Origin of the sequence: Bacillus sp. FSL E2-8887, from assembly GCF_038007205.1 — a bacterium.
Taxonomy (GTDB): domain Bacteria; phylum Bacillota; class Bacilli; order Bacillales; family Bacillaceae_G; genus Bacillus_A; species Bacillus_A mycoides.
In genome coordinates this window covers 5,059,411-5,080,000 of record NZ_JBBOWS010000001.1, presented here as the reverse complement: position 1 = coordinate 5,080,000, position 20,590 = coordinate 5,059,411, and the positions used below count along the sequence as shown (strand labels likewise).

The following is a 20,590-nucleotide window of genomic DNA, read 5'->3' as shown; positions in this document are numbered from 1 at the left end:
TCCTGAGCCAGGATCAAACTCTCCAATAAAGTTAGTTTGTCTAGCATCTAAAAATAAAAATTGACGTTTCACGTTGTTTGTTTCGTTTAGTTTTCAAAGTTCAACATCGCGTTTCGGCGACTTTCATAATATATCATAGTATATTATTTTCGTCAACAAGTTTTTTTCGATAACTTGTATCTCTCATTTGCTGACTTTTCCTATTATATACACTTTCCTATTGCTATGCAAGTATTATTATAAAAAAATAAGAGGGGGAGAAATCCCCACTCTTACTCTTCAGACGAATCCTCTTCATTAGATTCTTCTTCTTCATCTTTTTGCGCTTTTGCTACTGTCGCTACCTCTTGCTCATCTTCTAATCGAATTAGACGAACACCTTGTGTATTACGTCCCATTTGAGAAATTTGATCAACCGGCATACGAATAATAACGCCTGCTGCTGTAATTAACATAATGTCTTCTTCACCTGTTACAGACTTAACCGCTACTAACTTACCGTTTTTATCTGTAATATTACAAGTCTTCAGACCTTTACCACCACGACTTTGCAGGCGGTATTCATCAATCGGTGTACGCTTTCCATAACCATTTTTGGTTACAATTAGAACATTTACATCCTCTTCGACAATTTCCATACCTACAACTTGATCTTCATCACCTAATGTAATTGCTTTTACACCAGCCGCATTACGTCCCATTGAACGCACATCTTGCTCATTGAAACGAATTAACATACCGTTACTTGTCCCAACGATAATATCCTTATCACCAGATGTTAAGCGTACAGAGATTAATTCATCCTCTTCACGAAGAGAAATTGCAATTAAACCATTTGTACGTATATTGGCAAATGATGAAAGTGGTGTTCTCTTAGAGATACCTTGTTTCGTTGTAAAGAATAAGAACTGGTCGTCACCAAATTCACGAATTGGAATAATAGCGTTGATCCACTCACCCTTATCTACCCCTAATAGATTAATAATCGGTATACCTTTTGCTGTACGACTATACTCTGGAATTTCATATCCTTTTGTACGGTATACTTTACCCTTGTTTGTGAAGAATAAAATATGATCATGAGTAGACGTTGTTAATAAATGTTCGACAAAGTCATCATCATTCGTACCCATTCCTTGTACACCACGTCCCCCACGGTTCTGTGTTTTGTACGTAGAAGCCGGTAACCTCTTAATATAACCATTATGAGTAAGTGTAATTGCGATATTTTGTTCTGGGATTAAATCTTCATCCTCTATAGCTTCCATACCGCCAATTGTAATTTCTGTTCTTCTCTTATCATTAAAACGCTCTTTTACTTCAGCTAATTCCTCGCGAATAATTTCAAGAACTTTTTCTTCGTCTGCTAAAATTGCTTTTAACTCTGCAATTATCTTCATTAAATCTTGATATTCTTGTTCGATTTTTTCGCGTTCTAATCCAGTTAAACGTTGCAAACGCATATCTAAAATCGCTTGCGCTTGTTTCTCACTTAAGCCGAAACGTTCCATTAAACCTTGTTTTGCAATATCAGCTGTTTTTGAACTACGGATTAAAGTAATAACTTCATCAAGATGATCTAAAGCAATTCGTAAGCCTTCTAAAATATGAGCACGCGCTTCTGCTTTCTCTAATTCATAAGCAGTACGTCTACGAATCACTACCTTTTGATGCTCTAAATAATAATATAGATTTTGTTTTAAATTTAAGACTTGTGGCTCTCCATTTACAAGAGACAACATATTAATACCGAAACTTGTTTGGAGTGCTGTATGTTTATATAGATTATTTAATAGTACATTGGCATTGGCATCACGACGTACTTCCATAACAATACGCATACCATTTCGATCTGATTCATCACGTAAATCTGTAATACCTTCAATTTTCTTATCACGAACTAGTTCTGCGATCTTTTCAATTAATCGCGCCTTATTAACTTGATAAGGTAGTTCTGTTACGATAATAGTTTGTTTACCATTTGCTCTCTCTTCAATTTCAACTTTAGCACGAAGTATAATAGAACCGCGACCTGTTTCGTAAGCTCTTCGAATTCCACTTCGCCCTAAGATTAAACCTGAAGTCGGGAAGTCTGGTCCAGGAATATATTCCATTAATTCCGCAATAGTGATATCAGGGTTATGACTTAATGCCAACACACCATCAATTACTTCTCCAAGTTGATGCGGTGGAATGTTTGTTGCCATACCAACCGCAATACCCGTCGTACCATTGACTAATAAGTTAGGGAAACGCGCTGGTAATACAACTGGCTCTCTTTCAGAACCATCGTAGTTATCTTGATAATCAATTGTATTCTTTGTAATATCGCGTATTAATTCCATAGAAATCTTAGACATTCTTGCTTCTGTATAACGCATTGCTGCCGCTGAATCTCCATCAACAGAACCGAAATTACCATGTCCATCAACAAGCATGTAACGTTGACTAAAATCTTGTGCCATACGTACCATTGTTTCATAAACAGCTGAATCACCGTGCGGGTGATACTTACCAATTACTTCGCCGACAATACGCGCCGACTTCTTATATGCTTTATCAGCTGTAATTCCTAAATCATTCATCGCATATAAAACCCTACGATGAACTGGTTTTAATCCATCACGAACATCTGGTAATGCACGAGACACGATAACACTCATTGCGTAATCTAAAAATGAGGTACGCATTTCATGACTAATATTAATTTCTCGAATTCGTGCTTGTTGTTGATTGTCTGACATCAACGAGCACCTCCTCTTACATTTCCGTTACACATACATTGATTTATATGTAGAAGACAGGAATACTTAGATTCCTGTCATTACTCACTTAAATATCAAGGTTTTTCACGTATTTTGCATTTTCTTGGATAAAGTTACGACGCGGCTCTACTTTATCACCCATCAAAATTTCAAATGTTTCATCCGCTTCAATTGCATCTTGAAGGGAAACTTGAAGTAACGAACGTACTTCTGGGTCCATTGTCGTCTCCCACAGCTGAGTTGGATTCATTTCCCCTAGACCTTTATAACGCTGAATCCCAGGCTTAGGTTGAGCTGGTAATTCAGCTAGTATTTTTTCAAGTTCTTTATTGTTATAAGCATATTGAATTTTTTTACCTTGTTGTACTTTAAACAACGGTGGCTGTGCGATATATATATATCCACACTCAATGATTTGACGCATATAACGATAGAAGAACGTTAATAATAGGGTACGAATATGTGCACCATCAACATCGGCATCTGTCATAATAATAACTTTATGATAGCGAGCTTTTTCAATAGCAAAATCCCCACCAATATTTGTACCGATTGCTGTAATAATTGTACGAACTTCATCATTTGATAAAATCTTATCTAAACGTGCCTTTTCAACGTTAATAATTTTACCCTTCAGTGGTAAAATCGCTTGAAAATGACGATCGCGTCCTTGTTTTGCAGATCCGCCCGCAGAGTCACCCTCCACGATGTAAATTTCGCTAATTGCTGGATCTTTAGAAGAACAATCAGCTAGCTTCCCTGGTAAACTTGAAACTTCTAGAGCACTCTTTCGGCGCGTTAGTTCACGAGCCTTTTTAGCTGCTACACGTGCACGTGCTGCCATAGTCCCTTTATCTATAATTTTACGTGCAACATTGGGATTTTCTAGTAAGAACTTTTCAAACGCCTCTGAGAATACAGACTCTGTAATCGTTCTCGCTTCACTATTTCCAAGTTTCGTCTTTGTTTGTCCTTCAAATTGTGGATTTGGATGCTTAATTGACACGATTGCTGTTAAGCCTTCACGAACATCTTCACCAGTTAAATTACTATCCGCATCTTTTAAAATATTATTTTTACGACCATAATCGTTAATTACACGTGTTAGAGCAGTCTTAAAACCTACCTCATGTGTACCGCCTTCATACGTATGAATATTATTTGTAAATGAATAAATATGATTTGTATAGCCTTCGTTATATTGAAGAGCAACCTCAACCTGAATCCCATCTTTTGAACCGTCAACATATACAGGTTCTTCATGAATCGGTTGTTTTGAACGATTTAAATGTTCAACATATGATTTAATTCCACCTTCATAATGGAATTCTTTCTTTTGCTTATGTTCACGCTTATCTTCAATTGTTAATTTAATATTACGATTTAAAAACGCCAACTCACGCATACGAGTCGCTAATGTATCAAATTCGTATTCTGTCGTCTCTGTAAAAATTTCTGAATCTGGCTTAAAGCGTGTGATCGTTCCTGTACGATCAGTTTCACCTATTACTTTTAAATCTGCAGCCGGGACCCCACGTTCATATTTTTGATAGTGTATTTTTCCATCTCGATGTACAAATACCTCTAATTCTGTTGATAAAGCATTTACAACAGATGCACCTACACCATGCAAACCACCAGAAACTTTATAACCACCACCGCCAAATTTACCACCGGCATGGAGTACCGTCATAATAACTTCTACAGCGGGACGTCCCATTTTTTCTTGTATACCAACAGGGATACCACGACCATCATCTGTTACAACAATACTATTATCTTCTTCAATACTGACATTAATTTCATCACAATATCCTGCTAAAGCTTCATCAATACTGTTATCAACAATTTCCCACACGAGGTGATGAAGACCTTTTCCACTTGTAGAACCGATATACATACCAGGACGCTTTCGAACTGCCTCCAGTCCTTCTAACACCTGAATCTGACTTTCATCATATGCATTTTCCTGCATTTGCTTTTGTTCCATTGACACAAAGATCACCTACTTTTCCATTTAAACAGAAATTATTTTCTGTCTATTTCACAATCTACCGTGCCGTTCGTTACATGAATTGTTTTCGCTTCTTTCAATGTTTCGTGTTCAATTCCCTCGACACTCGTCGTTGTCACAAAGGTTTGTACTTTTCCTTGAATTGTATTTAGCAGATGCGATTGACGATAATCATCTAATTCTGATAACACATCATCTAGTAAAAGAATTGGATATTCCTTAACCTCTGAGTATATCAATTCAATTTCAGCCAATTTTAGGGATAGTGCGGTTGTTCGTTGTTGTCCTTGTGAACCAAAGACTTGAACATTTTTACTATTAACGAAGAATTGTAAATCATCACGATGAGGACCAAGTAAAGTTGTACCCCGAAAAATTTCACGTTGTTTCACAGATTGAAAACTTTCATAGTATACTTCTTTTATTTTCGACAAATCCATTGATTCTGATACATCTACACTTGGTTTATAAACGATTTCTAACTCCTCTAATCCCCTGCTAATTCCGCGATGAATTGGAGCAGCCCATTCTTGTAGTAAATGCAAAAACTCAAAACGTTTTCGCAAAATTTTTGCACCATGCTCAATAAGTTGAAGTGTAAATACATCCAACATCGTTTCCTCATTTTTACTATTCCCTTGCATCTTCTTAAGTAAATGATTTCGTTGCGTGAGTACCTTTTGATATTGACTTAATTCATACAAATAGACCGGAGCTATTTGTCCAAGTTCCATATCCAAAAAGCGTCTTCGTACTTGAGGGCTTCCTTTTACAAGATTTAAATCTTCTGGGGCAAACATAACAACATTCATTTCACCAATATACTGGCTCAATTTTTGTTGTTCTAACTGATTTAACTTTGCCTTTTTACCTTTTTTTGAAATGTTTAATTCTAAGGATATTGAACTATTTCGCCTTTGTAATCTACCTTTTATATTACCATAATCCTCATCCCAACGAATGAGTTCACGATCGTTCGAAGTTCTATGAGATTTCGCCATCGCCAATACATAAATAGCTTCCATCAGATTCGTTTTCCCTTGCGCATTTTCACCAATAATTACATTGACTTTATCCTCAAAGGAAAGCTCTAAATGCTCATAATTGCGATAGTTTTTTAATTGTATTTCTGTAATAAACAAAGGGATCCCCCTTTATGCCTGAACTTGGAAAGTTCCGCTTCCCGGAATTTCAACAATATCATTTGCATATAACTTTCGGCCTCTTCTATTTTCAAGTTCTTGATTCACGTATACTTCATATTCTTGTAAGAACCATTTCACAGCGCCACCTGTATCAATTACATCAGCTAACTTTAAAAATTGTCCTAGTGTAATGTATTCTGTTGAAATCTTAATAAGTTTCATAAAATCGCTCACTTTCTGAAAGTGTTCATTCTTTCATTGTACTAAATAAACTAGCATTAGGAAAGTAATACCCCACAAATCAAATAAGGGTCACTAGTACCTTTACACTAGCAACCCTTAATCCTTACTTAGTAAGTACGGACTGGTAAAATTAATTGGATAATGGAATCATCATTTACTGTGCGAATTAAAAACGGTCTCATCGCTCCAGTAAAACTAACTTTAATTTCTGTACTATCTAAAGCCTTTAATGCGTCCATCATATATTTTGCACTAAAAGATATTTTTAATTCTTCTCCATCTACATTTTCACATTGAACCTCTTCTACTACTTTTCCGATTTCTGGTGCATTCGAGGAAATCTCTAACATCTGTTGTTCTAATGTCGATAATTTAACAACGTTGTTACGACCATCTCTTGCTAACAGCGACGCACGATCAATCGCTTGTAAAAATTCCTTTGTATTTACAAATATATCAGTTTTACTTTCAGCTGGAATTAAACGCGTTGTATCTGGATAATTTCCTTCTAATAATCTTGAGAAGAATAATAAATGTTTTGTACGGAATAATACTTGATACTCTGTAATAACGATATCTACCATTTCTTCAGATTCATCTAGAATTTTACTTAATTCACTTAAGCTCTTACCAGGAATAACGACATTCGCTTGAAATTCATCGGCAATATTATACCCTTCGATTTTTGCTTTACGAAGTGCTAGTCTGTGACTATCTGTTGCAATACAAGTTAGCTCGCTGTTATATACCTTCCAGTTTACACCTGTCAAGATCGGTCTTGTTTCAGAACTTGAAACTGCAAATACTGTTTGACGAATCATGTGCTTTAGTAAATCTGTTGGAATCTTAAATACATGATGTTCTTCGATTTGTGGTAATAACGGATATTCAGCAGCATCTAAACCATTTAAGTTGAACTCTGATTTTCCAGATTTTATTTTTGTCATAAAATGATTTTCCACAGAAATTTCGACAGTTTCTTTAGGTAATTTTTTTACGATCTCACTAAAATATTTTGCTTGTAAAATAATACTTCCTGATTGTTTAATTTCCACAATTTCTTTTCCAGCATCTTCGACTGGGATAAATGATTCGATAGAGATGTCTGCATCACTACCTGTTAAAGTAACTCCTTCTTCAGTTGCTACAACTTTAATCCCTGTAAGAATTGGAATTGTTGTACGAGAAGAAACTGCCTTCATTACATCTTGTACACTTCTTACAAGATAGTCTTTTTGTATTGTAAAACGCATAACGAAAAACCTCCGGTAAGTATAAGATTTTATTTATTTAATAAAGATAAAAAAGTAGTAGTAATAGTAATAGGGCTTGTGGATATGTGGATAACCCTGTTTAAAGATGTAAAAACAGTCTATCTACATGTGGATAGACTGTGCGTAAAATAAGCTAAGTTATTCACACTATTCAGCTACTACTATTTTAAAATATCCTTAACTTCTTCAACGTGTTTTTGTAATTGAGTATCCGTTTTTAATAGCTTCGAAATTTTTTCGTGAGCATGGATTACTGTTGTATGATCGCGGCCACCAAATTCTTCACCTATTTTTGGCAAAGATGAGTCCGTAAGTTCACGTGATAAATACATCGCAATTTGGCGAGGGAATGCAACGGATTTTGTCCGTTTTTTTGCTTTGAAATCTTCTAATTTTACTTGATAGACGCCCCCAACAGCCTTTTGAATATCAGAAATAGAAATAATTCTAGGTATAGAGTTTGGAATAATATTTTTAAGCGCTTCAGCCGCTAAATCAGCATTCATATCTTTATTAATTAAAGATGAATAAGCTACAACTCGAATAAGTGCACCCTCTAGTTCACGAATATTTGAATCGATTTGATTTGCGATATAAAGCATAACTTCATTTGGTATATCAAGACCTTCTGCTTTTGCTTTTTTACGTAAAATTGCGATTCTAGTTTCTAAATCTGGTGGCGTAATGTCCGTAATTAACCCCCATTCAAAGCGAGAACGAAGGCGATCTTCTAAAGTTGGGATTTCTTTTGGTGGTCTATCGCTTGAAATCACAATTTGTTTACTTTCTTCATGTAACGCATTAAATGTATGGAAAAACTCTTCCTGTGTTTGTTCTTTTCCAGCAAGAAATTGAATATCATCTATCAATAAGACATCTACATTACGATATTTATTACGAAAATCGACAGCTTTATTATCACGAATTGAATTAATAAATTCATTTGTAAATTTTTCAGATGATAAATATACAACTTTTGCATTTGGGTTGTGTTCAATTACATAATGCCCAATTGCGTGCATTAAATGTGTTTTTCCAAGTCCAACGCCCCCGTAAATAAAGAGCGGATTATAGGCTTTAGCTGGTGCTTCAGCTACAGCTAAAGAAGCAGCATGTGCAAAACGATTACCAGAGCCAATAACAAATGTATCAAATGTATATTTTGGGTTTAACATACTCTGTGGTAAGTGATTAGACTCATCATGTGCGTGTTTTTGCTTAACAGAAGGGAGATCTATATCCTCTTCTGCCTGACTTTGGGGAATGATAAAACGAATAGCTAGTTTTGCCCCTGTTAAATCATAAAGTGTTTCGGAGATTAGTTCCGAATAATGAGATTCTAGCCAGTCACGAGCGAATTCATTTGGAGCTGTAATAGTTAATACATCTTTTTTTAAGTTATGAGCAGTTGTTGATTTTAACCAGGTTTCATAACTTGGCTTGCTTACCTTTTTTTCTAATTCTTTTAAGGCACTATTCCATAAATCAGAGATATTTTCCAAAGGTGTCCCTCCTTTACAAAGATGGTAAAAGAATAAGGTTGCGCAACAATTGTACAACCTGTAAATATTTCTAATGCATATTTATACGAAACGTATTTTAAAATATAAAAACGTCGTTAGTATCCGAGATAGAGTTTTCGACAAAATAACACATGTGGACAACTATTTACTCACATGTGATTTAAACTATCCACATGTTATACACAAATTGTGGATAAAATAAAGGTGTGGAAAACTTATTCAAAGTGAAAACACAACTATAATATCAAAAAAAAGCAGCTATAGCAATGAATTTAAGAAAGTTATCCACAAAATCAATACCTTGTGGAATAAACTTGTCCACAACACGATATACTGTGTAAAAGTAAAAAAAGAGTTTGTGGATACAAAAAAGAGAAAATATATTTATCCACAAGGAAATATAGGTACTGTGAAAAAGTTTGTGAATAGGTTAAAAATGAATATTTGATGAAAATTTCGAGAACCATTGACATTTTCCTATTTGATTTACTATAATTTATTAGACTGTCTTTAACAGATATTCCTCAGGGAGGTGTCATATAATGAAAAGAACTTACCAACCAAATAAACGTAAGCGCAGCAAAGTACATGGTTTCCGCAGCCGTATGAGCACAGCAAACGGACGTAAAGTGCTAGCAGCTCGTCGTCGTAAAGGAAGAAAAGTATTATCTGCGTAGACCACTGATCGTTCAGTGGTCTTTTTTTCTAATAATAATGAGTTTCCGCTGATGAAATACAGGAGTGTCAAATGATATGAAGAAAAAAAATCGTATAAAAAAGAATGATGAATTCCAGGCTGTTTTCCAAAAAGGACAATCGAATGCCAATCGCCAGTTTGTTGTATACAAATTAGATAAAGAAAAACAGCCGCATTTTCGCATTGGTCTTTCTGTTAGTAAGAAAATAGGAAATGCAGTAGTGCGTAATCGAATTAAGCGTATGATTCGCCAATCGATTATAGAATTAAAAGATGAGATAGATTCTGGAAAAGATTTTGTTATAATAGCAAGGAAGCCTTGTGCAGAGATGACATATGAAGAGTTAAAGAAAAGCTTAATTCATGTCTTTAAACGCTCTGGTATGAAAAGAATAAAAAAGTAGCGTAAGGAAATGAATTACACTATATACATACCGAAACAAGGAGGAGCAGGCTTTGAAAAAGAAAATAGGTTTATTAGCCATGGTTATTATGCTAATGGCAATTGCTACCGGCTGTAGTGAAACAAATCAACCGATTACACCGAAAAGCACTGGGATTTGGAATGAATATTTCGTATACCCGCTTTCTCAGTTAATCACGTATTTTGCAGAATTATTTGGTAGTAATTACGGTTTAGCAATCGTTGTTACAACTCTTATCATTCGTTTTGCATTATTACCATTAATGATTAAACAAACGAAGAGTACGAAAGCAATGCAGGCGTTACAACCAGAAATGGTGAAATTAAAAGAGAAATATAGTTCTAAAGATCAAGCAACACAGCAAAAACTACAACAAGAAATGATGCAGTTATATCAAAAGAATGGTGTAAACCCATTAGCAGGATGTTTACCAATATTTGTTCAGATGCCTATTTTATTCGCGTTTTATCATGCGATTATGAGAACAACAGCAATTAGTGAACATACATTTTTATGGTTCGATTTAGGACAGGCGGATCCGTTCTATATCCTTCCAATTGTTGCAGCTATTACGACGTTTATTCAGCAAAAGCTTGCAATGGCAGGAACGGCTGGACAAAATCCGCAAATGGCAATGATGATTTGGCTTATGCCAATTATGATTTTAGTCTTTGCAATTAACTTCCCAGCAGCACTATCATTGTACTGGGTAGTTGGTAATATCTTTGGTATCGCTCAAATGTATATGATCAAAGGGCCTGACATTAAGGCTAGTAAGGCAGGAGGATCAAGCAAGTGAGTATGATTACTGCTAAAGGACAAACAGTCGAGCTGGCAGTACAAGATGCTTTAAGACAATTAAATGCTTCGAAAGATCGAGTAGATATAAATATTATCGATGAGGGTAAGAGGGGGTTCCTAGGTTTATTTGGGAATCGCCCCGCTGTTGTAGAAGTTGTATTGAAAAAAGATCCAATCCAAGAATGTGAAGAATATTTAAAAAATGTTATTCAAAATATGGGTGTGGAAGTTGAGATTAGAAAAATTGTAAAAGGACGCGAAGTTGAATTTACAATTTCTGGTGAAAATATTGGTGTTTTAATTGGTAAAAGAGGGAATACGTTGAATTCTTTACAGTATTTAACAAAGCTTGTTGCGAACCGTAATACAAAGCAATATATTGGTATTACACTGGATGCTGAAAACTATCGTAGTAAAAGAAAAAATACGTTAGAATCTCTTTCCTATCGATTAGCAAAACAAGTAGTGAGTACGAAAAAAAGAGTTGTTCTAGAACCAATGCCTTCTTTCGAACGAAAAATTATTCACCAAGCATTATCTAATCATCAAAATATCATTACAACTTCTGAAGGAAAAGAACCACATCGGTATGTTGTAATATCTTCCAAGTGACCGGTTACTCAATTGAGTGCCGGTTTTTTTGAGGAGAAAATAAATGTGGATAACTAAAAAACACTAAACTTATCCACTGTGAATAAGTTTAGTGTTTTTTACATAAGGACATAATAAAATGAGTTATTATTCTTTTGTAGATAGGTTCGTTATGGTATCCTAATAATTTAGTGACGGAAAAAATTCATGTTGAAATAGAGATAAATAAGCAAGTGAGGTGAAAGGACATGGAATTTGATACAATTGCCGCAATTTCCACAGCACTTGGGGAAGGTGCAATTGCCATTGTTCGAGTAAGTGGGGATGATGCGATTGAGAAAGTCGATCGTATTTTTAAAGGGAAGGATTTAACACAGGTTTCTTCTCATACAATTCATTATGGTCATATTGTCGATTTAGATACAAATCAAGTTATTGAAGAAGTTATGGTGTCCATTATGCGTGCACCAAGGACTTTTACGCGTGAAAATATAGTAGAAATTAACTGTCATGGTGGACTTGTTTCGGTAAATAAAGTATTACAGCTTATTTTAGCGCAAGGAGTACGACTGGCAGAGCCTGGTGAATTTACAAAACGTGCTTTTTTAAATGGACGTATTGATTTGTCACAAGCAGAAGCTGTTATGGACTTAATCCGTGCGAAAACAGATCGTGCTATGAATGTAGCGATTAACCAAATGGAAGGCCGATTATCTAAATTAATCGGCCATCTGCGTCAAGAAATATTAGAAACATTAGCTCATATTGAAGTGAATATAGATTACCCAGAATATGATGATGTAGAAGAGATGACGCATAATATTTTAATTGAGAAAGCTACACATGTCCGTGCTGAAATTGCAAAGATATTAGAAACATCGAAGCAAGGAAAGATTTTACGTGAAGGCATTTCTACCGCGATTATCGGTAGACCTAACGTTGGGAAATCATCGCTATTAAATAGTCTTGTTCAGGAGAAAAAGGCAATTGTAACTGATATTGCAGGAACAACTCGTGATGTTATTGAAGAGTACGTTAATGTGCGTGGTGTACCACTTAAACTTATAGATACAGCCGGAATTCGTGAAACGGAAGATATTGTTGAACGAATTGGTGTAGAGCGTTCGAAGGAAATGATGAGCCAAGCAGACTTAGTGTTAATTGTAGTGAATTATAGCGAGGCTTTAACAAATGAAGATGAGGATCTATTCCGTGCCGTACAAGGAAAAGATTTCATTGTTATTGTAAATAAGACAGATTTACCGCAAGAAATTGATATGGAACGTGTTACAGATTTAGCGGTAGGAAATCGTGTTATTACAACATCTTTAATTGAGGAGCAAGGAATAGATGAGCTTGAAAAGGCGATAGCTGATTTATTCTTTGAAGGAACAATTGATTCTGCGGATATGACATATGTGTCTAATGCGAGACATATCGGATTATTAACACAAGCAGGAAGAACAATTAACGATGCAATTGAAGCGATAGAAAATGGTGTTCCGATTGATATGGTTCAAATTGATTTAACAAGAGCGTGGGAAATACTTGGTGAAATTACTGGTGATACTGTCCATGAAAGTTTAATTGACCAATTGTTCTCTCAATTTTGTTTAGGAAAATAAAGTAAAACTCTAATCAGAGATGATTTAGTAAGATAGAGGTTATTAGGAGGAATAAACAATGGGATACAATGCCGGTTCATATGATGTCATAGTAATCGGTGCAGGTCATGCAGGATGTGAAGCTGGTCTTGCGGCAGCACGAATGGGCTCAAAAACATTAATGTTAACAATTAACTTAGATATGGTAGCGTTCATGCCATGTAACCCTTCTGTTGGTGGACCAGCAAAAGGGATTGTTGTTCGTGAAATTGATGCATTAGGCGGAGAAATGGGACGCAATATTGATAAAACACATATTCAAATGCGTATGTTAAATACGGGTAAAGGACCAGCTGTACGCGCGCTTCGTGCACAAGCTGATAAATTCTCTTACCAGCATGAATTAAAGAAAACAATTGAAGAAACACCAAACTTAACGTTGTTTCAAGGTCTGGTAGAGCGTTTAATTATTGAAGATGATGTATGTAAAGGGGTAATTACGCAAGCTGGTGCTGAATACACAGCGAAAACAGTTGTAATTACAACGGGAACATTTTTACGTGGTGAGATTATTATGGGCGATTTAAAATATTCAAGTGGTCCAAATAATCAGCAACCATCTATTACATTATCTGAACACTTAGAGGAACTTGGTTTTGATCTTGTTAGATTTAAAACAGGTACACCTCCGCGTGTAAACAGTAATACGATTGATTATAGTAAAACAGAAATTCAACCAGGTGATGATAAGCCACGTGCTTTCTCTTTTGAAACGACAAAATTTATTATGGATCAAATTCCATGTTGGTTAACGTATACAAGTACAGAAACACATCGTTTAATAGATGAAAACTTACATCGCTCAGCTATGTATTCTGGTATGATTAAAGGAACAGGGCCTAGATATTGCCCTTCAATTGAAGACAAGGTAGTAAGATTTAATGATAAACCACGTCATCAAATTTTCTTAGAGCCAGAAGGACGTAATACACAAGAAGTATATGTACAGGGCTTATCGACGAGCTTACCAGAAGATGTACAGCGTGCAATGCTTAGAACAATTCCTGGCCTGGAAAATGTTGAAATGATGCGTACGGGTTATGCAATTGAATATGATGCGATCGTACCAACTCAACTATGGCCAACACTTGAAACGAAAAAAATTAAAAATTTATATACAGCAGGACAAATTAACGGAACTTCTGGTTACGAAGAAGCAGCAGGACAAGGGCTTATGGCTGGGATTAATGCAGCGTGTCGTTCTTTAGGTAAAAAAGAAGTTATTTTAGGTCGTGCTGATGCTTATATTGGTGTTTTAATTGATGACCTTGTAACGAAAGGTACAAATGAACCATATCGTTTATTAACGTCTCGTGCAGAATATCGCCTATTATTACGCCATGATAATGCTGACCTTCGTTTAACTGAAGTTGGTCGTGAAATTGGCTTAATTAAAGAAGATCGCTATGAGCGATTTACAAATAAAAAGTTACAAATTGAACAGGAGAAGGAACGGTTAGAGAGTATTTTTATTAAACCGCGTCCTGAAGTTCAAGAATTAATTCGTAGTATTGGCGGAAGTGAATTGAAAGATGGAATACGTGCAAGTGACTTATTACGTCGTCCAGAGGTGACATATGAGCATATTCATCTTTTAGTACCAAGTGAAGTAGCATTAAGTGATGAAATTACGGAACAAGTTGAAATTCAGACCAAGTACGAAGGATATATCGAGAAATCTTTACAGCAAGTAGAACGTATGAAGAAAATGGAAAACAAAAAAATTCCTGTGGATATTGATTATGATGCGATTTCTAGCCTTGCCTCAGAAGCAAGACAGAAATTGAAAGATGTTCGTCCGCTTTCAATGGGGCAAGCTTCACGTATTTCTGGTGTAAATCCAGCTGATGTTTCAATTTTGCTTATTTACATTGAACAAGGAAAAATTGCACGAGTATCGAACCAATAACATAGTAAGGAGATATTGCTAGATGAACATAGAACAATTTCAATCTATGCTAGAAGAGAAGGGTATTTCCCTCTCTTCTAGACAGTTAGAGCAGTTCGGAATCTATTTTGAAACATTAGTAGAGTGGAATGAAAAAATGAACTTAACGGCTATTACGGAGAAAGAAGAAGTATACTTAAAACACTTTTTTGATTCTGTTACAGCGGCTTTTTATTATGATTTTTCGAAACCATTTTCTATTTGTGATGTTGGAGCAGGAGCTGGATTCCCAAGTATCCCTTTAAAAATCTGTTTCCCGCACTTAAAAGTAACAATTGTAGATTCATTACAAAAACGTATTAATTTCTTAAATCACTTAGCGCAAAAGTTAGAATTAAGTGATGTTGCATTTTGTCATGATCGTGCTGAAACATTTGGAAAAAAAGAAGGTGTACGTGAAGCATACGATATCGTAATGGCACGTGCAGTTGCACGTCTTTCTGTATTAAGTGAGCTATGTTTACCACTTGTAAAAGTAGGGGGAACATTCATTGCAATGAAAGGTGCAGCGGCGAACGAAGAAATCGAAAATGGCAAATATGCTTTAGAGGTACTTGGCGGAGAATTGAAAGAAATGTCTACGTTCCAATTACCGTTTGAAGAAAGCGAGCGTAATATTTTATTAATCGAGAAAAAGCGCAAGACACCAAAGAAATATCCACGCAAACCGGGAACGCCCAATAAATTACCTATTGAAAAATAAATCTTATTAGACGTAAGATTAAATTATATAAATGAAAACGTAAATGTTTCATAGGAAACATTTTATGTAGAACAGTCAATAGGCCTAAAAGGTGGTGGAATATGTATGAAAAATACGTTTTCTCGTTTATTTGGCTTTGGAGATAAAGAGAGCGAATTCGAATTACAAGACGAAAGCCATGAAGAAATAGCTAAAAAGGTATATGAAGAAATCCAGGAAATTCCGATAGTAAACATTACCCCTAACCGTTATCAACCACGAACAGTTTTTGACGATGCACGTATTGAGGAGCTAGCATTAACGATTCGTACGCATGGGCTTATCCAGCCGATTGTTGTGAGACAGTATGAGGATGATAAGTACGAGATTATTGCCGGGGAAAGGCGTTTCCGCGCAGCAACAAAGTTAGGGTGGGAAAAAGTTCCTGCAATAATAAAGAATTTAAATGATACTGAGACTGCTTCTGTAGCGTTAATTGAAAATTTGCAACGTGAGGAATTAACAGCAATTGAGGAAGCTGTGGCATATCAAAAGCTGATTGAGTTACATAATTTAACACAAGAAGCATTGGCACAACGACTTGGAAAAGGACAATCGACAGTCGCAAATAAATTGCGATTATTAAAATTGCCTGAAGAAATCAAAAGTGCATTATTAGAAAAAAGTATTACAGAACGGCATGCTCGCGCCCTTATTCCTTTGAAGAATGAGGAATTACAACTGAAGGTTTTACAAGAGATTGTGGAGAAGCAATTGAATGTAAAGCAAACAGAAGAACGAATTGCAAAGTTATTAGAAGAAGTAAAACCAAAGCGCAAAGCGAAGCAAAAAGCAGTAAGTCGAGATGCGAGAATTGCTATGAACACGATTAGACAATCATTACAAATGGTTGCTAATAGTGGTTTGAATGTTAATTCTGCGGAAGAAGAGTTTGATGAATACTATCAAATTACGATTAAAATTCCGAAGAAAAAATAATTACGTGCTAGAGACCTTATCCTATTGGAGAGGTCTCTTTTACTATATTTTCTTGTTAAAGCAAGAAGGAGTTTAGAAATAAATTTTGAAGTTTAATAAGGACGTAAAAGAAAAACTTTTATTTCATGTTACAATAAACGTAATTGTTTCTAGAATAAGAAAGAAAGGTTGAAAGTAGGTGACATCATGGGAAAAATCATTGCTATTGCTAATCAAAAAGGCGGTGTTGGAAAAACAACAACATCCGTTAATTTAGGGGCTGGATTGGCACAAGTAGGAAAAAAAGTCCTTCTCGTAGATATTGATGCTCAAGGAAATGCAACGACTGGTGTAGGGATTGAAAAGTCTGAATTAGATCAATGTATTTATAATGTTCTTGTAGAAGATGCAGATGTTCAAGGTGCCATACGGAAAACCGCAACTGAAAACTTAGATGTTCTACCCGCTACAATTCAATTGGCTGGTGCTGAAATTGAATTGGTACCAACCATTTCCCGGGAAGTACGCTTGCAAAGAGCGTTACAGCCGATTCGTGATGAATATGAGTATATTATTATTGACTGTCCCCCATCCTTAGGGTTATTAACGATTAATGCATTAACAGCAGCAGATTCTGTTATTATTCCTGTACAGTGTGAATATTACGCGCTGGAAGGGTTAAGTCAGCTATTAAATACAGTTCGACTTGTGCAAAAGCATTTAAATAAAAATTTAGCAATTCAAGGTGTATTGTTAACGATGTTGGATGCTCGTACAAATTTAGGAATTCAAGTTATAGATGAAGTGAAAAAATACTTTAGAGATAAAGTATATCGTTCGATTATTCCTCGTAATGTTCGCTTAAGTGAGGCACCAAGTCATGGAAAACCAATTATGCAGTATGACGCTAAATCAAGAGGAGCAGAAGTATATTTAGATTTAGCAGAGGAAGTGATTGCAGGTGGCTAAGGGATTAGGAAGAGGAATCAACGTGTTTTTTCCAGATTTAGATGTGAAAGAAGAAGAAACAATTCAGGAGATTATAGTAACTGAATTAAGGCCGAATCCATATCAACCACGTAAATATTTCAATAAAGAAGCGATTCAGGAATTAGCGGCTTCTATTAAAGAGCACGGTATATTGCAACCTTTAATTGCTCGAAAGAGTATTAAAGGATATGAAATAGTTGCAGGTGAAAGAAGATATCGTGCTGCTAAAGAGGCCGGACTTGAGAAAGTGCCTGCTGTCGTAAGGCAATTAAATGAGCAGCAAATGATGGAATTTGCTTTGCTTGAAAACTTACAACGAGAAGATTTAAATCCTATGGAAGAGGCAATGGCATATCAGATGTTAATGAACGAGCTAAATGTAACACAAGAACAATTAGCAAAACGTCTTGGTAAAAGCAGGCCTTATATCGCAAATTATACTCGTTTGTTAAGCCTCCCTTCATTCGTTCAAGATATGATTGCAAACGGTCAACTTTCAATGGCTCATGGAAGAACTTTACTTACAATAAAAGATGAAGAACAGTTGAAATCTTTATTGAAGCGAATTGAAAAAGAAGGACTGAACGTTCGCCAATTGGAACAAATTGTCCAGGAAATTAATCAACGTGTTTCACGTGAAACACAACAAGTGAAAAAAGAAAGAAATATATTTTTTGTAGAGCGCGAAACGTTTTTAAGAGAAAAGTTTGGTACGGATGTAAAAATTAAAGAAACGAAAAAAGAAAAAGGTAAAATCGAAATCGAATTTTTTAATAAAGAAGATTTAAATCGAATTTTAGAATTATTATCAAAGGGAAATTAAAAAGCAAACCATCTTATTGTTTATAGATGGTTTGCTTTTTTTAATGCAGATAATTTTTGATCGGTTTCTTTTATACTTTGTGCAATTACATCGGCCATCTTCATAACTAAACTTAGTCTTGTATTTTGAAGTACGAAAAACTCCATGAAACCATTTAAATTTACGATGCCATGAATATGCAAATCACCAATTTCAGGTAATTTCTTATTCATCGCAGCTCCAGGTTTACTGGGGCCCTTTCCAGTAGTTATAGAACCGATACTTTGAGATTTTCCTAAACATGCATCAACAGCAATAATAAATGAAGTAGGATTTTCTTTCTGTATATTCTGAATTTTTTCCTCTAGATTTAGTGCATGTATTGGTTCGTCTAGTGTGCCGAATACTTGAAGGTTTTTGATTTCAATTTGTTCTAGTTTAGTACCAACTAATGGACCAAGTGCATCACCGGTGGAACGGTCTGTTCCGATACAAACGAGAATGAGTGGCATATTAGTCTTAATGGGAATATGGGAAAGTAAGAAATTACTGATTGTCTCAGAGGCTTCTAAGTCATGATGCATAACATTTTGAGTTTCTTTTTCAAAAAAAGGTAAGCGAAAACTTCTAATATTCATGAAGCACCCATCCTTTTAATAAATTTTCACAATATGTTATATGGTGTGTGAAATGGAAAATTATAAGTGCATACTTTTTACAAACTGTGAATGAAAATGGAAATAATAGTACTAGTATATATATATTCGTTTCATTTTATACCTGAATGGAAGTTAACAAATGGAATTAAAGTCATAAATTTTTTTCAGAAATCAGAGAGAGTTCTGATACAATAATAAGGATAACTAAAAAGAAATTTTAGCTAGAGAGGTAGAGGGACATGGATTTAGCGTTGAAATGGTTTGAGTCCATTGATTGGACGAATATAGGTGTGAAGTCACTAAAAATAATCGTTATTTTAATACTTGGTGCAATCGTTGTGCGAGTTGCAAGGGCAATTGTACGAAATGCGTTTCGTATGGGAAGCCGTTCGCCGATTCAAATTTCAGAACGTCGTACAGTTACGGTAGCGAAGTTGCTTGAAAATATTGTGGCATACGTTGTTATGTTCATTATGTTAATTGCGATTTTAGGTGTGTTTGATATTAATGCATCAGGTCTATTAGCCGGTGCTGGGGTAATTGGTTTAGCAGTCGGTTTTGGTGCACAAAGTTTAGTTAAAGATGTTATTACAGGATTATTTATTTTGTTAGAGGATCAATTTTCAGTAGGTGATTATGTAAGAATAGGGCAATTTGAAGGAACTGTTTTGGAAATTGGACTACGTACAACGAAGATGAAAAGCTGGACAGGTGAAATTCATATAATACCAAATGGTAGTATTGTACAAGTAACGAACTTTTCCGTTAGTAATAGTGTAGCATTTGTTGATGTATCTATTTCTTATGAAAGTGATATAGTACGAGCGGAGCAAGTTATTGAAGATTTATTAGTAGAATTACCAGGAAAATATGAGAAAATGGTAACAACACCTCAATTGCTAGGTGTTCAAACATTGGCAGCGTCTGAAGTTGTATTACGTGTTATTGCTGAAGTTGAGCCGATGCAGCATGCAGTTATTGCGAGGGCTCTTCGCAAAGAGATTAAAAATCGTCTTGATTTACATGGGATTGAAATTCCATACCCACGTATGGTTTTATATAGTCGCGAAGAATTAGTTAGTGAAAAAGCAATTTAATAGTGGGAGGGATTTAGAGAATGGAGCAAAAGCAATATAACTTGTACGATGTTGTGGAAATGAAGAAAGCCCATCCATGTGGTGAAAATCGCTGGAAGATTATTCGTATGGGAATGGATATCCGCGTTAAGTGCGAGGGGTGTGACCATTCGGTAATGATTCCTCGAAGAGAGTTTGATCGCAAGGTAAAAAAAATACTTGTGAAGCACGAAGAATAGTGAAAAAGCAACGGCTGCAGTAGACAGCTGTTGCTTTTTTTCATTTGGTGGAAACTTGTCATTTTTTTCGTTAC

Annotated in this window: 19 protein-coding genes and 1 rRNA gene (1 of these 20 cut by a window edge); 12 read left to right on the top strand and 8 right to left on the bottom strand. The window is 35.4% G+C overall.

Annotated features, from left to right (window positions below; translation table 11 throughout):
* From NSQ08_RS26160 to dnaA, 7 genes are all read right to left on the bottom strand, one after another.
* Window positions 1-29, bottom strand: a 16S ribosomal RNA gene (locus NSQ08_RS26160); it reaches 1,523 nt to the left of the window's first position.
* 243 nt (window positions 30-272) lie between these two features.
* On the bottom strand, window positions 273-2,744 hold the full coding sequence (gene gyrA / locus NSQ08_RS26155; protein WP_002034984.1) for a DNA gyrase subunit A: 2,472 nt from the start codon (window positions 2,742-2,744) through the stop codon (window positions 273-275).
* Between the two features lie 88 nt (window positions 2,745-2,832).
* Window positions 2,833-4,755, bottom strand: coding sequence for a DNA topoisomerase (ATP-hydrolyzing) subunit B (gyrB, locus tag NSQ08_RS26150; protein WP_002034986.1), 1,923 nt, complete (start codon window positions 4,753-4,755; stop codon window positions 2,833-2,835).
* 38 nt (window positions 4,756-4,793) lie between these two features.
* A complete protein-coding gene (gene recF / locus NSQ08_RS26145; protein WP_002034987.1) occupies window positions 4,794-5,921 on the bottom strand; it encodes a DNA replication/repair protein RecF in 1,128 nt (375 codons plus the stop codon).
* Window positions 5,922-5,933: 12 nt separating this feature from the next.
* Window positions 5,934-6,146 (bottom strand): S4 domain-containing protein YaaA, encoded by a 213-nt coding sequence (gene yaaA / locus NSQ08_RS26140; protein ID WP_002016484.1) that lies wholly within the window; start codon window positions 6,144-6,146, stop codon window positions 5,934-5,936.
* Between the two features lie 128 nt (window positions 6,147-6,274).
* Window positions 6,275-7,420 carry a DNA polymerase III subunit beta gene (dnaN, locus tag NSQ08_RS26135; protein ID WP_002016482.1) on the bottom strand — a complete coding sequence of 382 codons (1,146 nt, stop codon included), beginning with the start codon at window positions 7,418-7,420 and terminating at the stop codon, window positions 6,275-6,277.
* Between the two features lie 182 nt (window positions 7,421-7,602).
* Complete coding sequence (gene dnaA / locus NSQ08_RS26130) at window positions 7,603-8,943, bottom strand: chromosomal replication initiator protein DnaA (protein WP_002016481.1); 1,341 nt, start codon at window positions 8,941-8,943, stop codon at window positions 7,603-7,605.
* A gap of 563 nt (window positions 8,944-9,506) precedes the next feature.
* Here dnaA and rpmH point away from each other — a divergent pair.
* From rpmH to spo0J, 10 genes are all read left to right on the top strand, one after another.
* Window positions 9,507-9,641: a 50S ribosomal protein L34 gene (gene rpmH, locus NSQ08_RS26125; RefSeq protein WP_000831901.1), complete on the top strand. Its 135-nt coding sequence runs from the start codon at window positions 9,507-9,509 to the stop codon at window positions 9,639-9,641.
* A 76-nt stretch (window positions 9,642-9,717) separates the two neighbouring features.
* Entirely contained in the window at window positions 9,718-10,065 is a 348-nt protein-coding gene (gene rnpA / locus NSQ08_RS26120; RefSeq protein ID WP_002089963.1) for a ribonuclease P protein component, read from the top strand.
* Between the two features lie 52 nt (window positions 10,066-10,117).
* On the top strand, window positions 10,118-10,885 hold the full coding sequence (gene spoIIIJ, locus NSQ08_RS26115) for a YidC family membrane integrase SpoIIIJ (RefSeq protein WP_002016477.1): 768 nt from the start codon (window positions 10,118-10,120) through the stop codon (window positions 10,883-10,885).
* Entirely contained in the window at window positions 10,882-11,499 is a 618-nt protein-coding gene (gene jag / locus NSQ08_RS26110; RefSeq protein ID WP_002166368.1) for an RNA-binding cell elongation regulator Jag/EloR, read from the top strand. Before spoIIIJ ends, jag begins: the two co-directional genes overlap by 4 nt.
* A 227-nt stretch (window positions 11,500-11,726) precedes the next feature.
* On the top strand, window positions 11,727-13,103 hold the full coding sequence (mnmE, locus tag NSQ08_RS26105; protein ID WP_002034990.1) for a tRNA uridine-5-carboxymethylaminomethyl(34) synthesis GTPase MnmE: 1,377 nt from the start codon (window positions 11,727-11,729) through the stop codon (window positions 13,101-13,103).
* 58 nt (window positions 13,104-13,161) lie between these two features.
* Complete coding sequence (gene mnmG, locus NSQ08_RS26100) at window positions 13,162-15,051, top strand: tRNA uridine-5-carboxymethylaminomethyl(34) synthesis enzyme MnmG (RefSeq protein ID WP_340779829.1); 1,890 nt, start codon at window positions 13,162-13,164, stop codon at window positions 15,049-15,051.
* 22 nt (window positions 15,052-15,073) lie between these two features.
* Entirely contained in the window at window positions 15,074-15,793 is a 720-nt protein-coding gene (gene rsmG / locus NSQ08_RS26095) for a 16S rRNA (guanine(527)-N(7))-methyltransferase RsmG (protein WP_002016472.1), read from the top strand.
* 105 nt (window positions 15,794-15,898) lie between these two features.
* Window positions 15,899-16,771, top strand: a complete 873-nt coding sequence (gene noc / locus NSQ08_RS26090) for a nucleoid occlusion protein (RefSeq protein WP_002016471.1) — start codon at window positions 15,899-15,901, stop codon at window positions 16,769-16,771.
* A 186-nt stretch (window positions 16,772-16,957) separates the two neighbouring features.
* Entirely contained in the window at window positions 16,958-17,719 is a 762-nt protein-coding gene (soj, locus tag NSQ08_RS26085; RefSeq protein WP_002016469.1) for a sporulation initiation inhibitor protein Soj, read from the top strand.
* Window positions 17,712-18,563, top strand: a complete 852-nt coding sequence (gene spo0J, locus NSQ08_RS26080; protein ID WP_170935246.1) for a stage 0 sporulation protein Spo0J — start codon at window positions 17,712-17,714, stop codon at window positions 18,561-18,563. Before soj ends, spo0J begins: the two co-directional genes overlap by 8 nt.
* A gap of 20 nt (window positions 18,564-18,583) precedes the next feature.
* Here the strand turns inward: spo0J and yyaC are convergent, their stop codons facing one another.
* Complete coding sequence (gene yyaC / locus NSQ08_RS26075) at window positions 18,584-19,180, bottom strand: spore protease YyaC (protein WP_002089953.1); 597 nt, start codon at window positions 19,178-19,180, stop codon at window positions 18,584-18,586.
* A gap of 260 nt (window positions 19,181-19,440) precedes the next feature.
* Between yyaC and NSQ08_RS26070 the strand changes: the two genes are divergently transcribed.
* Window positions 19,441-20,298 carry a mechanosensitive ion channel family protein gene (locus NSQ08_RS26070; protein ID WP_002016466.1) on the top strand — a complete coding sequence of 286 codons (858 nt, stop codon included), beginning with the start codon at window positions 19,441-19,443 and terminating at the stop codon, window positions 20,296-20,298.
* A 20-nt stretch (window positions 20,299-20,318) separates the two neighbouring features.
* Entirely contained in the window at window positions 20,319-20,516 is a 198-nt protein-coding gene (locus NSQ08_RS26065) for a DUF951 domain-containing protein (RefSeq protein WP_000436054.1), read from the top strand.
* Window positions 20,517-20,590: the final 74 nt, after the last annotated feature.

Bases quoted from the DNA above. Each gene is read 5' to 3' on its own strand.
- gyrA (WP_002034984.1), bottom strand. From the start codon at position 2,744: ATGTCAGACAATCAACAACAAGCACGAATTCGAGAAATTAATATTAGT.
- gyrB (WP_002034986.1), bottom strand. From the start codon at position 4,755: ATGGAACAAAAGCAAATGCAGGAAAATGCATATGATGAAAGTCAGATT.
- yaaA (WP_002016484.1), bottom strand. From the start codon at position 6,146: ATGAAACTTATTAAGATTTCAACAGAATACATTACACTAGGACAATTT.
- dnaN (WP_002016482.1), bottom strand. From the start codon at position 7,420: ATGCGTTTTACAATACAAAAAGACTATCTTGTAAGAAGTGTACAAGAT.
- rpmH (WP_000831901.1), top strand. From the start codon at position 9,507: ATGAAAAGAACTTACCAACCAAATAAACGTAAGCGCAGCAAAGTACAT.
- rnpA (WP_002089963.1), top strand. From the start codon at position 9,718: ATGAAGAAAAAAAATCGTATAAAAAAGAATGATGAATTCCAGGCTGTT.
- mnmE (WP_002034990.1), top strand. From the start codon at position 11,727: ATGGAATTTGATACAATTGCCGCAATTTCCACAGCACTTGGGGAAGGT.
- mnmG (WP_340779829.1), top strand. From the start codon at position 13,162: ATGGGATACAATGCCGGTTCATATGATGTCATAGTAATCGGTGCAGGT.
- rsmG (WP_002016472.1), top strand. From the start codon at position 15,074: ATGAACATAGAACAATTTCAATCTATGCTAGAAGAGAAGGGTATTTCC.
- noc (WP_002016471.1), top strand. From the start codon at position 15,899: ATGAAAAATACGTTTTCTCGTTTATTTGGCTTTGGAGATAAAGAGAGC.
- soj (WP_002016469.1), top strand. From the start codon at position 16,958: ATGGGAAAAATCATTGCTATTGCTAATCAAAAAGGCGGTGTTGGAAAA.
- yyaC (WP_002089953.1), bottom strand. From the start codon at position 19,180: ATGAATATTAGAAGTTTTCGCTTACCTTTTTTTGAAAAAGAAACTCAA.
- NSQ08_RS26070 (WP_002016466.1), top strand. From the start codon at position 19,441: ATGGATTTAGCGTTGAAATGGTTTGAGTCCATTGATTGGACGAATATA.
- NSQ08_RS26065 (WP_000436054.1), top strand. From the start codon at position 20,319: ATGGAGCAAAAGCAATATAACTTGTACGATGTTGTGGAAATGAAGAAA.